At 72.7% G+C, this 12,456-nt stretch carries 15 protein-coding genes; 9 read left to right on the forward strand and 6 right to left on the reverse strand.

All coding sequences use genetic code 11. The features are described 5' to 3' along the window. The first annotated feature begins 89 nt into the window (after window positions 1–89). On the forward strand, window positions 90–986 hold the full coding sequence (locus AB0J53_RS28270) for a LysR family transcriptional regulator (RefSeq protein ID WP_364177822.1): 897 nt from the start codon (window positions 90–92) through the stop codon (window positions 984–986). Continuing rightward, window positions 983–1,759 (forward strand): endonuclease/exonuclease/phosphatase family protein, encoded by a 777-nt coding sequence (locus AB0J53_RS28275; protein WP_364177825.1) that lies wholly within the window; start codon window positions 983–985, stop codon window positions 1,757–1,759. Before AB0J53_RS28270 ends, AB0J53_RS28275 begins: the two co-directional genes overlap by 4 nt. 9 nt (window positions 1,760–1,768) lie before the next feature. On the opposite strand, the gene AB0J53_RS28280 is transcribed toward AB0J53_RS28275, so the two are convergent. After that, entirely contained in the window at window positions 1,769–1,966 is a 198-nt protein-coding gene (locus tag AB0J53_RS28280) for a hypothetical protein (protein ID WP_219509169.1), read from the reverse strand. A 69-nt stretch (window positions 1,967–2,035) separates the two neighbouring features. After that, a complete protein-coding gene (locus tag AB0J53_RS28285) occupies window positions 2,036–2,650 on the reverse strand; it encodes a TetR/AcrR family transcriptional regulator (protein WP_364177828.1) in 615 nt (204 codons plus the stop codon). A 77-nt stretch (window positions 2,651–2,727) separates the two neighbouring features. Here AB0J53_RS28285 and AB0J53_RS28290 point away from each other — a divergent pair, with 77 nt between their 5' ends. From AB0J53_RS28290 to AB0J53_RS28300, 3 genes are all read left to right on the forward strand, one after another. Continuing rightward, a complete protein-coding gene (locus tag AB0J53_RS28290; protein ID WP_364177831.1) occupies window positions 2,728–4,167 on the forward strand; it encodes a DHA2 family efflux MFS transporter permease subunit in 1,440 nt (479 codons plus the stop codon). Further along, on the forward strand, window positions 4,164–4,973 hold the full coding sequence (locus AB0J53_RS28295; RefSeq protein WP_364177834.1) for an SDR family NAD(P)-dependent oxidoreductase: 810 nt from the start codon (window positions 4,164–4,166) through the stop codon (window positions 4,971–4,973). Before AB0J53_RS28290 ends, AB0J53_RS28295 begins: the two co-directional genes overlap by 4 nt. Before the next feature lie 151 nt (window positions 4,974–5,124). Next, entirely contained in the window at window positions 5,125–5,691 is a 567-nt protein-coding gene (locus AB0J53_RS28300) for a dihydrofolate reductase family protein (protein WP_364177837.1), read from the forward strand. A gap of 49 nt (window positions 5,692–5,740) precedes the next feature. Here AB0J53_RS28300 and AB0J53_RS28305 read toward each other — a convergent pair whose 3' ends face one another. Then, window positions 5,741–6,751, reverse strand: a complete 1,011-nt coding sequence (locus tag AB0J53_RS28305; protein WP_364177840.1) for an RNA polymerase subunit sigma-70 — start codon at window positions 6,749–6,751, stop codon at window positions 5,741–5,743. A 100-nt stretch (window positions 6,752–6,851) separates the two neighbouring features. Continuing rightward, the gene (locus AB0J53_RS28310) at window positions 6,852–7,727 is read right to left on the reverse strand and encodes a helix-turn-helix transcriptional regulator (protein WP_364177843.1); all 876 of its coding nucleotides are present in this window, start codon (window positions 7,725–7,727) and stop codon (window positions 6,852–6,854) included. Between the two features lie 131 nt (window positions 7,728–7,858). Between AB0J53_RS28310 and AB0J53_RS28315 the strand changes: the two genes are divergently transcribed. Beyond that, on the forward strand, window positions 7,859–8,764 hold the full coding sequence (locus tag AB0J53_RS28315; protein WP_364177846.1) for an oxidoreductase: 906 nt from the start codon (window positions 7,859–7,861) through the stop codon (window positions 8,762–8,764). 79 nt (window positions 8,765–8,843) lie between these two features. Here the strand turns inward: AB0J53_RS28315 and AB0J53_RS28320 are convergent, their stop codons facing one another. Next, window positions 8,844–9,401 carry a helix-turn-helix domain-containing protein gene (locus AB0J53_RS28320; protein WP_364177849.1) on the reverse strand — a complete coding sequence of 186 codons (558 nt, stop codon included), beginning with the start codon at window positions 9,399–9,401 and terminating at the stop codon, window positions 8,844–8,846. Window positions 9,402–9,497: 96 nt separating this feature from the next. Here AB0J53_RS28320 and AB0J53_RS28325 point away from each other — a divergent pair, with 96 nt between their 5' ends. The 3 genes from AB0J53_RS28325 to AB0J53_RS28335 are packed head-to-tail and all read left to right on the forward strand — an operon-like array spanning window position 9,498 to window position 11,638. Next, window positions 9,498–10,412 (forward strand): NmrA/HSCARG family protein, encoded by a 915-nt coding sequence (locus AB0J53_RS28325; protein ID WP_364177852.1) that lies wholly within the window; start codon window positions 9,498–9,500, stop codon window positions 10,410–10,412. Window positions 10,413–10,437: 25 nt separating this feature from the next. After that, window positions 10,438–10,986: a VOC family protein gene (locus tag AB0J53_RS28330; protein WP_364177855.1), complete on the forward strand. Its 549-nt coding sequence runs from the start codon at window positions 10,438–10,440 to the stop codon at window positions 10,984–10,986. Window positions 10,987–11,035: 49 nt separating this feature from the next. Continuing rightward, a complete protein-coding gene (locus tag AB0J53_RS28335) occupies window positions 11,036–11,638 on the forward strand; it encodes a cadmium resistance transporter (protein WP_364177858.1) in 603 nt (200 codons plus the stop codon). Here AB0J53_RS28335 and AB0J53_RS28340 read toward each other — a convergent pair. Then, window positions 11,588–12,442: an NAD(P)-binding domain-containing protein gene (locus AB0J53_RS28340; RefSeq protein ID WP_364177861.1), complete on the reverse strand. Its 855-nt coding sequence runs from the start codon at window positions 12,440–12,442 to the stop codon at window positions 11,588–11,590. The genes AB0J53_RS28335 and AB0J53_RS28340 overlap by 51 nt on opposite strands. Between the last annotated feature and the right edge of the window lie 14 nt (window positions 12,443–12,456).

Raw genomic sequence — 12,456 nt, forward strand, 5'->3', positions numbered from 1 at the left:
CGAATCGAGGATCAAGTACGGTGAACACCCGGAACAACGTCGAACATCGGAAGATCACCTTCAGTGGGAGTGAACGGAGCAGGTCAGGCGTGGAGCTGCGTGATATCGAGATCTTCCTGACCCTGGCCGAAGAACTGCATTTCGGCCGCACCGCCGCCCGGCTGTGCCTGTCGCCCGCTCGCGTGACCCAGGCGATCCAGAAGCAGGAACGGCAGGTCGGCGTCCCGCTGTTCGAGCGCACCAACCGCACGGTCCGGCTGACGCAGGTCGGGCGGCAGCTCCGCGACGACCTCCGGCCGCTCCACGCCGGGCTGAAGGAGAGCGTGGAGCGCGCCCAGCTCGCCGGCCAGGGCATCACCGGCACGCTGCGCGTCGGCATGCTTCCCCTCAACGCCTACGACCTGCGCCCGTACTGGGACGTCTTCCGCCTCCGCCACCCGCGATGGCAGCTGCGCATCCACAAGACCCAGCTGGGCGAAGCCTTTCCCGCGCTGCGACGGGGAGACATCGACGTCCTGGTGACCTGGCTCCCCGTCGACGAACCCGACCTCACCGTGGGGCCGGTCCTGTTCGCCGAGCAACGCGTGCTGGCCGTCGCCGTCGACCACCAGCTCGCCCCGCGCGCGTCGGTCTCCCTGGAGATGGTCTCCGACTTCCAGCACCCGAACGCCGACAACGGCCCCGGCTACTGGTACGACGCCTACGCCCCGCGCCTGACCCGGCGGGGCCGCCAGATCGAGCGCGGCCCCGTGGTGCGCGACGCGGAGGAGGCCATGACCCTCGCCAGCATGGACGGGCTCGTCGTGCTCTTCCCCGCCCACGTCACCCGCTACTGGGCGCGACCGGACATCACGTACCTGCCGGTCACCGATCTGGAGCCGCTGCCGTACGCGCTGGTGTGGCGCAGCGAGGCCGAGAGCGAGCACGTCCGCGCCCTGGCCGGGATCATCCGCGACCTCGGCCCTCTCCCGCAGGTCCCGGCATGATCCGGCACCTGCTGATCGCCGGGCTGTTACCCCTCAACGTGCCCGCCCAAGCCCCGTCGCTCCACGTGATGACCTGGAACCTCTGCGCGGGCACGAACAGCAACTGCCCCCTCTTCCGCCGCACCACCGCCGAGCTGGCCTGGCACGTCGCCGTGCTGGCGACCAAGGCGGACGTGATCTTCCTCCAGGAGTTCTGCACCGGCGCGGACGGCGACCTGAAGCGGGAGCTGGAGGCGCGTACCGGCAGGGCGTGGAGCGTCAAGTCGGCCGGGCTGGCCCGCCCCGACGGCTCCCCGTACCAGTGCCACCCGGATCGGAACGGCAGGCCGCGCGGGACGCAGAGCGTCACCCTGGCCGTGGCCGAGCGGAACGCCCGCTTCGGCGTGCACGCGCTGAGCTCGCCGCCGTGGAGTGCCCGGAGGTACGCGGTCTGTACGGCCGACCGGGCGTGGTGCACCGCGCACTTCTCGTCCGGCGCGCACTACGACGACAATCAGAAGGGCGCGCCCTACCGGCACAAGCAGCTCCGTGAGCTGTTCGAGCTCGGCCGGGGCGTCGTCGGCGGCGACCTCAACCTGGTGCCGCGCGATGCCGCCACCGCCTACAGGGGCCGCGACGAGTGCGACCCGCGTAAGCGGTGGACCTACGTCACCCGCAAGCGGAAGATCGACTACGTGTTCGCCGGCGACGGCCGCATGCGCGGGTGCTTCGTCGACTACGCCAGGAAAGGCTGGTCGGACCACGTGCCGCTGCACGCGTGGGTGGCGCGGTAGTCACCGGTCCTAGGGGTGATCGGGAAGGCGCTCAGCATGACGGCGAACCCGTGGGGATCCGAGCGCGTACGACAGGGCCACGCCGAAGCAGAGGGACAGCGAGATGCCCAGGAGGAGGTCGGTCAGGGCCGCGGCGAACCCCATGCCGATGGCCAGGCCGCAGGAGAGACCGAGGATCCAGTTGGGGGAGTTCTTCGTGTTCGTCATGGCTCACATCCTTCCGCGGGGGCCGCGGCCGGAGTAGAGACGTAGATCATCGGCACCGTATGACATCTGTCAGCCGAAGGCGCGGAGGAAGGTGTCGGTGGCGGCGCGGGCGAGCTCCCGCAGGGCCGTGTCGGCGATCTGCCGGGTGCCCATGTGGGAGCGCGCCTCCAGCGGCCCGATGAGCAGGGCCAGGAAGTGCTCGGCGGCCTGGTCGGGGTCGGTGGCGCGGAGTCGGCCGGCGAGGATGAGCCGCGCCAGCCGGTCGGCGAGGGCCTGGCTGAGGCGGTGCGGGCCGCTCTCGACGGCGAGGTCGAGGATGTCGGGGAAGTGGGTGAGCTCCGCGTACAGCAGCCGCCGCAGTGCGCAGGAGCGGTCGTCGGCGTGCAGGCGCACCAGGTGGTGGCCGACCTCCTCAAGGGTGGCGCGAAGGTCGGGACCGGGCTCGGCGAGGGGTTGCAGCGCGGCCAGCCGCTGGTCCAGCACGCTCTCGGCCGCGGCCTGGATCGCGTGCCGGAAGAGGGTCGCCTTGTCCGTGAGGTGGTTGTAGACCGTGGGTTTGGCCACCCCGGCCTCGTCGGCGATCTCCTGCACGCAGGCCTGGGCGTAGCCCTGACGGGCGAACACGGTGAAGGCGCCGTCGAGGATGGCCTGCCGTTTGTCGATGCGTCCGCGCGTGGTGACCATGCCTCGATTGTACTCATGGGTTCAACCGTATGAACGTAAGAGTTGCGATGGACCAGTCGGATAACTACTTTGAACCCGTGAGTTCAATTTCTGCTCCCGGCCGCCGCCTGGACCGGCCCCTTCTGGCGCTGATCGGTGTCGTCCTGCTCGGCGGCCTGCTGGGCATCCTCAACAGCACGATGGCCGCGGTCGCCACCAACACGCTGGCGAGCGCCCTGGACGCCTCGCTCGCCACGGTCGGCTGGGCCTCCACCGGCTTCCTGCTCGCCGTCACCGCCACCATCCCCTTCACCACCTGGGCGGTCGACCGCTATGGCGGACGGCGGCTGTGGCTCACGGGCCTGGCGGTGTTCGTCGCCGGATCGCTGGCCGCCGGGCTCGCCTGGAACGCCGGCAGCCTGATCGCCTTCCGCACCCTCCAGGGCGTCGGTGCCGGGATCCTCGACCCGCTCGTGCTGATCCTGCTGGCCCGCGCGGCCGGGCCGGCGCGCGCCGGGCGCGTCATGGGCCTGATGGGCGTGGTGCTGTCACTCGGCCCGGTCCTCGGGCCGATCGCGGGCGGCGCCGTGCTGGGCGGCCTGTCGTGGCGGTGGATGTTCCTGCTCAGCGTGCCCCTCGGCCTGATCGCGTACCTGCTGGCCGCCCGCGTGCTGCCCGCCGACCCGCCGGCCGGGCGGCGCCCGGCGGTCCGGCTCGACGCCCTGGGGCTGGCCCTGCTCGCGCCGGGGTTCGCCGCGCTCGTCCTGGCGCTGTCGCAGACGGCCGAGCACGCGGCGTTCACCGTCTGGCAGGCGCTGCTGCCGCTGGCCGCGGGCATCGTCCTCATCACCTGCTACGTGCTGCGCGCGCTCCGCTCCCGCCGCACGCCACCGCTGATCGACGTACGCCTGTTCACCAGCCGGGGATTCACCGCCGGCGTCACCATCATGGGACTCGGCGGGCTGGCCAACTTCGCCACCCTGTTCGCGCTCCCGCTGTACCACCAGCAGGCGCACGGCCACGGTGTGCTCGCCGCCGGGCTGCTGATGGCGCCGGCCGGTCTGGGGGGAGCGATCGCCATGCCGCTCGCGGGACGGCTGTCCGACCGGATCGGCGCCCGGAGCCTGGCCGCCGCCGGCGCGCTCGTGGCCGGGCTCAGCGCGCTGGCCTTCACCAGGATCGACGCCGGCACCGGCCAGGCGTGGCCGGTGCTGGCGGCGCTGACCATCGGCCTGGGCATGGGCTGCTTCAGCGCGCCGACGATGGGCTCGCTGTACCGGACCCTGCCCGGACCCCTCGTCGCGCAGGGCAGCTCGGTCCTCTACATGCTCAACCAGCTCGGCGCCGCACTCGGCATCGCCCTGGTCACCCTCGTCCTGCAGACCTCCGGCGACGTGATCACCGGCTTCCACAGCCTCTTCTGGCTCGTCAGCGCGCTCATCGCGGCCGTGCTCGCCGCGACCCTGCTGCTGCCCGGCCACGATCCCGCCCCCACCGCCCACCCGGAACCCGTCACCCCAGCGAAGGCGTCCTCATGACCAGCACCCCGAAAACCATCGTGATCAGCGGCGGCACCGACGGCATGGGCCGCGCCCTGGCCGCCGCCTACCTGGAACGAGGCGACACCGTCGTGGTCATCGGCCGCGACGCCGCCAAGGCGGCCGCACTCCCCGGAGCCCACGTCATCGCCGCGGACCTGAGCCTGGTCAGCGAGAACAGGCGAGTCCTCGAAGAGATCAACGCCCGCCACCCCGCCGTGGACGCGCTGGTGCTGTGCGCCCGATACTTCCGGTCGACCCGGTTCGTCACCGCCGAGGGCATCGAGGGCGTCTTCGCCCTGGAGTACCTGAGCCGGTTCATCCTCAGCCACGGCCTGACCGCGCGAGCCGCCGCCCCGCGCGTCATCGTCAACGTCTCCGGGCCCGGCGTCCCGATCGGCCGCATCCACTGGGACGACCTCATGCTCGAACGCGGCTACGACGGGATGGCCGCCCAGATGCAGGCGGGACGGGCCAACGACCTGCTCGCGGTCGCCTACGCCGCCCGCCACGCGACCGGCGGCACCCGGTACGTGCTGATCAACCCCGGCCCGGTGGCCTCCAGCTTCGCCGGTGAGTACGACCCGCCCCTCGCCGCCCAGGTCGCCGCGCTCAAAAGGCACGGCCGGCCGGTCGGCGACGGCATCCAGCCGATCGTCGCCCGCGTCGATGCCCCGCCGGCGGCGCCGGTGACCGCGTTCGCGCGCTTCGACCCCATCAGCCTGGACGGCCCCGCCTTCGACCCCCACGCCGCGGCCCGGCTGCACGACCTGACCCGTCGCCTGCTGGCCTCCCTGGAAACCTGACCCCGAGGACGCTCTCCTGGGACCCGCACACCCGGCGCGACGAAGCCGAGCGCGCTCTGACGGGCCCGCCGGAGGCCGAGACCCATGCCGATTAGGCTTCCGTGCCGTGCCCGTCTGTACGTGTGAGACCGACTCACAGGAGGCTGACACGATGCGGAAACTGATCTTCGGCATGAACCTGAGCCTGGACGGCTACATCGCCGCGACCGGCGACGACATCGGCTGGAGCGGGCCGCCGAACGACGAGCTGTTCCAGTTCTGGCTCGACCACGAGCGGGCCAACGACCTGGTGCTGTACGGGCGCAAGCTGTGGGAGACGATGAGCGCCGCCTGGCCGACCGGCGACCAGCAGCCCGACGCCACCCCGGCGCGGATCGAGTACGCGCGGAACTGGCGGGACACGCCGAAGGTGGTGTTCTCCTCGACGATCGACAAGGTCGACTGGAACACCCGGCTGGTCAGAGGCGACGCGGTCGCCGAGATCGCCCGGCTCAGGGCCGAGGACGGCGGCCAGATGGGCATCGGCGGCGCGACGCTGGCCGGGGCGGCCATGCGGGCCGGGCTGATCGACGAGTACGTCCTGGCCACCTACCCGGTGCTGGTGGGCGGCGGCACGCCGTTCTTCACGGCGCTGGACAGCTGGGTGAACCTCAATCTGGTGGAGACCCGGACGTTCCCCGGCGGCGTGACGCTGACCCGGTACGAGACGAGGCGATGAGCACGGGCCGGATCCTCGGCCCGTGAACGGTGTGTGCTGGGCCCGCGTCCTATGACAGCGCCGGGGGCAGGCCCAGCCACGGCTTGCCGGTGGCGTCGAACCCGGTGAGCTCGGCGATCTTCCCGTCGACGACGCGCAGGACCGCGATGGCGAACAAGCGGTGCTCCGGGTCGCCGGGGGCGCGCAGGTACAGCGCGGCGGCAGGCATGCGGTTGACCGTCGTGGCGATGCCGCGCCAGTCGTCGTGGCCGCGCCGGAAGAGCCCGCTGGAGACCCAGCCGTCCACCGCCTCCTTGGCCGACCTGACCACGGTGCCCGGGTCGGGCAGCATCGCGAAGCGCAGGTCGTCGCGGAGCAGCGACGTCAGCCCGTCCAGGTCGTTGCGCTCATGGGCGTCCAGGTACGACTTCACCACGCCGCGCTCGTCGTCCGACAGCTCGTGGGTGGCGGGGCTCCGCCAATCGAGGCGGCGGCCGGGCAACCGCTCGCGCATCGTCACACGGGCCCGTTGCAGCGCGCTGGTCACCGACGCGACGGTCACCCCGAGGGCGCCGGCGGCCTCCGACGCCGGCCGGCCGAGGATGTCGCGCAGGATGAACACCGCCCGCTGCCGCGGCGGCAGGTGCTGGACGGCGACGATGAACGCCAGCTCGATCGTCTCCCGCGCCACCACCGCTTCCTGCGGGTCCTCCGGGAGCATCAGGTCCGGGTACGGCTGCAGGCACAGCGGCTCGGAGTCGGGGTCCGGCAGCTCGGACGGCACGGGCACGCGGGCGCTGCGCCTGTCGAGGAAGTCGAGGCAGGCGTTCGTCGCGATCCGGTACAGCCAGGTCCGCAGCGCGGCGTCGCCCTTGAACGACTCCCGCTTGCGCCACGCCCGCAGGAACGTCTCCTGCGTCAGGTCCTGGGCGTCCTCGTAGTTCGCGAGCATCCGGTAGCAGTGCACCTGCAGCTCACGCCGGTGGCGCTCCGTGACATGGGCGAACCGTGTCGTGTCGCCTGAGCGGGCCGCCGCGATGAACGTGGCCTCGTCGGCGCCGAGCGGTCTGGCGTCGGTCATGGTCGTCAATCCTTCCACCGGTGCGATAGGGGCTACCAGGACTGACGACGTGGCGGAGGATTTCTGATCGGTCGCACCGGGCCGTCCGCCGGGCCCTCGCCTAGCCGGTGCGCTCGCCGGTGCGCGCCGAGCGGGTCGCGTGCAACGAGGCCAGGAGCCGCAGCCGGTCGGCGTCGGCGCTGCCCGGCTCGGCGGTGTAGACCAGCATGACCGGGCCGGGGCTGCCGGGCAGCGGGTAGGTGTCCCAGTCCAGGACGATGTCGCCGACCTCCGGGACCCGGAAGGTCTTGGCGCCGCTGACCGACTCGCGCACGTCGTGCCGGGCCCACAGCCGCCGGAACTCGGCGCTGCGGATGCTCAGCTCACCGACGATCGCGGTGGCGCGCGGATGGGTGGGGTCGGTGGCGACGGCGGCGCGCATCATGCCGATGTAGTCCAGGGCCTGCCGCTCCCAGTCGGGACAGCTCCGCTCGCCGGTCAGCGTGCCGTCGAACATCAGCAGGAGCATGTTGAGCCGGTCGCGCGGGCAGTCGCCCGGGTCGCCGAGCAGCGCCTCGGCCATCGGGTTCCAGTCGAGCAGGTCGAGGTGCCGGCCGAGCACGACCGCCGGGGTGTCCATCACCCGCAGCAGCCGCCGGGTGCTGTCCGGCACCCTTTCCGGCCCCCGGTCCACTCGGGCGGGCGCGGGCCGGCGGGCGGCGCGGGCCAGGGTGAACAGGTGCCGGCGCTCCTCGTCGGCGAGGCCGAGCGCCCCGGCCAGCGCGTCCAGGACGTCGTCGGACGGGCGCACCTCGCGGCCCTGCTCCATCCGCTGGTAGTAGTCGGTGCTCAACCCTGCCAGCAGGGCCAGCTCCTCCCGCCGCAGCCCGGTGACCTTGCGGCGTCCGCCCGGCTCCAGGCCCACGTCGTACGGACTCAGCCGGTTGCGGCGGGCCCGCAGGAAGTCCCCGAGCTCACGGGCGTACAGGTTGGTCATGCCGCAAGTCTGCCGCCTGACCGGCCTCCCAAGGTAGGTCCCGCGGTCCTAGGCAACCGGGAACGACGGAGGCGGCCCGCGTTACCCCTAACGTCGGCGGTCGACCGCACCGAGACCTCCAGGAGCAGCAGATGACCGGATGGACCGCTGATCGCATCCCCGACCAGCACGGCCGGATCGCCGTCGTGACCGGCGCCAACTCGGGCCTCGGCCTGGTCACCGCCACCGAGCTGGCCCGCCGCGGGGCCCGTGTCGTGCTTGCCGTCCGTAACACCGTCGCCGGTCAGGAGGCCGCCCGCCGCATCGGCGGCGACGTCGAGGTGCGCGAGCTGGACCTGGCCCGCCTCGACTCGGTACGCGCGTTCGCCGCGAAGCTGGCCGCCGACCACCCGGCGATCGACCTGCTGGTCAACAACGCCGGCGTGGTGCTGCTCGGCCCCCGCCGTACCACCGCCGACGGCTTCGAGCTGCACCTCGGCACCAACATGCTGGGCCACTTCGCGCTGACCGGCCTGCTGCTCGGCAACCTGGCCGCGGCCGCCCGCCCGCGGGTGGTCAGCCTCAGCTCGATCACCCACAGGAACGCCCACCTCGACCTCGACGACCTGATGTTCGAACGTGACTATCGAGCCGCTCCCGCCTACGGCCGGTCCAAGCTCGCCACCACGATCTTCGCCGTCGAGCTGGACCGCCGCCTGCGCGCCGCCGGATCGCCGATCATCAGCACGCTGGCCCACCCCGGCCTCACCCGCACCAACCTCACTCCGCGCGCCTGGGAGCACCGCGGCCGGCTCGGGCAGGTGATCGCGCGGCTCGGCCTGGTGGTCACCCAGCCGGTGGAACGCGGCGCGCTGCCGCAACTGCGCGCCGCGACCGACCCCGGGGTGCGGGGCGGCCAGTTCTTCGGGCCGTCCGGGCCCTGGGAGACCCGCGGCCCGGTCGCCGAGGCCCGGCTCAGCCGCGAGGCGGCCGATCCGGCCGTCGGCAGGTGGCTCTGGGAGGCGGCCGGGCGACTGACCGGCGTCACGTACCTCTGAACCAGCCGAGACGCGGGCGAACGCCGGGCGGCGGCCATCCGATCAGCGCCCCGAGAGGCCGGGGCGTCGTGGGGGACGGTCAGGGCCGGATGCCGTCGAGGGCGAGGCGGAGCAGGCGGAGTGCCGCCGGCGGATCGCCCTCGGTGGCCTGGGCGACCGCCTCCACCAGGGCGAGCAGGTCATCCGGGGAGACTCCGGGGCGGACGGCGGCTGCCGCGAGGGCGCGATCCGTCAGCGTCACGGTCGCCTCCCGCATGACGGCGTGGCAGGTGTCGCCGGCCGACGGGCCGGCGCCCGCCCCGGCGGCCAGCGAAGCGGGCAGGCCGCGGGTGTTCACGGCGGAGATCGTCAGCTCTTCCAGCCAGGTCACGAGTCCCGTCCGGGGGTCGCCGGCGGCCAGCTCGCGGGCGCGCAGGCGAAGCCGCTCGACCTCGTCGCGGAAGACCTCCTCGAGCAGCGCCTGGCGGGAGGCGAAGTGCCGGTGCAGGGTCGCGGAGCCCACGCCGGCCTCACGGGCGATCTCCTCCAGGGAGACCTGCGCCCCCTCGCGGGCGACGAGAGCCGCGGCCGTCGCGACGAGCCGCTCGTGGTTGCGCTGCCAGTCCGATCGCTGCGGCGTGGCCTTGGGGTTCGCCATGAGGACACCCTTTCATCTGGACAACCGGAGGGCCACCCCATATGTTGGGTGGCACGAAGTGGGGTGCCACCCCATATCGATCCCTGGAGGAGTGCCGTGCCTGAATCGTCATCGTTCGTGCTGGTCACCGGAGCGACCGGCAAGCAAGGAGGCGCCGTGGCCCGCGCGCTGCTTCACGCCGGCGTCCCCGTTCACGCCCTGGTGCGGGACCCCGGCTCCGAGCGTGCCGTCGCCCTCGGTGCTCTGGGCGCCGTCCCCGTGCGCGGCGACCTCGACGACGTCGCGTCGCTGAAAGCGGCGCTCGACGGCGCCCGCGCCGTGTTCTCGGTGCAGACCTATGATCCCGCCGACCCGACGGGCGACTCCGAGGTCCGGCACGGGCGCAACCTCGTCGAGGCCGCCCGGGCGGCGGGCGTCGGGCACGTGGTGCACACCTCGGTGTCGGGCGCGGGCACCGTCGACGTCGAGCGTTTCGACGAGCGGCGCTGGGGCGCGCACATGCGGCACTACTGGCGCGGCAAGGCCGCGGTCGAGGACCTCGTACGCGGCGCGGGCTTCCCTCGGTGGACGATCCTGCGCCCGGCCACGTTCATGGAGAACTTCGTCCGGCCGTCGTTCTACTTCGCGGACCTGACCTCGGATCGGCTCCTCGTCGGGGTCGATCCCGACGTCCCGCTTCCCTTCGTCGCGGTCGGCGACATCGGGGCGGCCGCCGCCGCGGCGTTCGCGGAACCCGGGCGTTTTCACGGCGTCGAACTCGAACTCGCCGGTGACGTGCTGAGCTTCCGCACCGCCGCCCGGGTGCTGTCGGAGGCCCTCGGCACCACGATCGAGCTTCCGGCCGGCCCGGAGCAAGCCCTCGCGGACGGCCTGATGACCGGGCTCTTCCAGGCGCAGCAGTACATGAGCGCACATCCGGCACCGGCGCGCCCCGAGTTCGCCGCGGACCTGGGGATTCCGCTGACCGGCTTCCACCAGTGGGCGCGGTCCGTCATCGCGGCAGGAGCCTGACCGCAATCGTCCTTAGCCTCCCGGCATGGAGATGACCGAGCAAGGTCCCGAACCCCGGGGCGAGAACACTGTCAACGGATTCGTCGTCGTCGACGGAGCCGAATCCTTCATCGACTTCCTCGTCGCGGTCTTCGACGCGACGGAGCGGGAGGAGGCCCGCACCCCTGACTTCCACGCCGCGGACGGAACGCTGATCCACGCCGAAGTCAAGATCGGCAACTCGTTGATCATGGTCGCTGACCGCAAGGCCGATTGGCCGTTCACCCCGGCCCTGACCCAGGTGTACGTCGCCGACCCCGAGGAGACGATGCGCAGAGCGGTCGCACGCGGCGCGACCGTCGTCACGCCGGTTTCCCCCTTCTACGGCGGATACGGCATCGCCCGGTTCCTCGACCCCTGGCACAACCTGTGGTGGCTGTTCTTCCCGGCGGCGGAGACCGGCCCGGCGGACGGGGAGGAGCCGAGCTGGGAGGAGCCCGCCGAACCCGGCCCCGTGTACGCGACGCTGCTCGAGGCGATGGCCACCCTGGCCGCACCAGCGCGATCCAGCCGGCGTTCGTCGGCGGGGGAGTGACCTTGTAGGGTCGCCGGGGGCGCATCACGGGTGAAGGGGCAGAACCGGCGTGAACGTGGGTGTCGTCGGTCAGGCGGCAGGGCTGTTCGCCGTCACGAACGTCGACGACCTCGTGATCCTGGCGTTGTTCTTCGCCCGGGGCGCCGGGAGCCCGGGTGCGGCGGCGCGGGTGGTGGCCGGCCAGTACCTCGGGTTCCTGGGCATCCTGGCCGTGGCCGTGGTCGCGGCCTCCGGCGCCGCCCTTCTGCCCGAGCCGGTGCTGCCGTATCTGGGTCTGCTGCCGCTGCTCCTGGGCCTGAAGGCGGCCTGGCAGGCGTGGCGGAGCCACCGCGACGGCGAGGACGAGGGGCCCGGGGAGGCGCCCGCCGGGGGGCCGAGGGCATGGGAGGTGGCCGCGGTCACCTTCGCCAACGGCGGCGACAACATCGGCGTGTACGTGCCGGTGTTCACCACCGCCGGGGCCGGCTCGACGACCGTCCACATCGTCGTGTTCCTGGCCCTGGTCGCCGTATGGTGTGCCGTCGGCCGGTTCTTCGCCACCCGGCCGGTCGTCGCCCGGACGCTGAGCCGGTGGGGTCACGTACTGCTGCCGCTCGTGCTGTCAGGCATCGGCGTGGCGATCCTCGTCGAGGGCGGCGCCTTCGGCCTGTAGGCCCCGCGCGCCGCCGTCCCGCGCGCCGCCGTCCCGTGGTCCGTCGAGCCGGGTGAGGAGGTCGTCGAGGGTCTGGCCGAGGGCCTGGGCGTTGGCCGGGGTGAACCAGGTGGTGCGGACGCGTTCGTTGCTGCCGTTCGGGGTCTCGTGGTCGGCCGCGAGCTGGTGCAGGGAGCGGGTCCGGTCGCTCAGGGAGCGGCCGACGCCCTGGAAGAGGCCGCGCACGTAGCTGTCGGCGGCCTCGGGGGCTATGCCGTGGCCGGTGGCCCACGACGCGATCGTGGCGAGGTAGGAGTAGTGGGCGGTCAGCGTTCCCGTCAGTGCGGAGAAGACGTTGAAGGCCGCCTCGTCCCCGACCGGGAGCACCCCGCCCAGCCGCGCGAAGAGGTCGTCGACGACCGGGTGCGCGGGGTGCGTCACGGTGACGGAACGGCGCTCGCGGACGGCGGGCAGGGGGATGGCCCGTACCAGCGGGGCGCCGGTGGCCAGCGTCCGGCGCAGGTCGTCGTTGCCGACCCCGGCCATCACGTTGACCACGACCCTGTCGTCGCCCACGGTCAGGCCGGCCAGCGCTTCGTGCCGATCGTCGCGGCGCACGGCGATGATCACGATGTCGGAGCGGTCCAGCACCTCCTGGTTGCCGGCGCACACCCGTACGCTCTCGTAGCGCCCGGACAGCTCGGCGGCCGTGCGAGCTCCCCGTGGGGAGAGGAACACCTCGGGAGCGTCGCCGGCCCCCTCGCACAGGCCCGTCACGATCGCCCGGCCGATCTCACCCACTCCGATGACGCCGACGCGCTTCATCGTGCCTCCTTCTT

The organism is Nonomuraea sp. NPDC049725, assembly GCF_040674795.1.
GTDB classification, from domain to species: domain Bacteria; phylum Actinomycetota; class Actinomycetes; order Streptosporangiales; family Streptosporangiaceae; genus Nonomuraea; species Nonomuraea ceibae.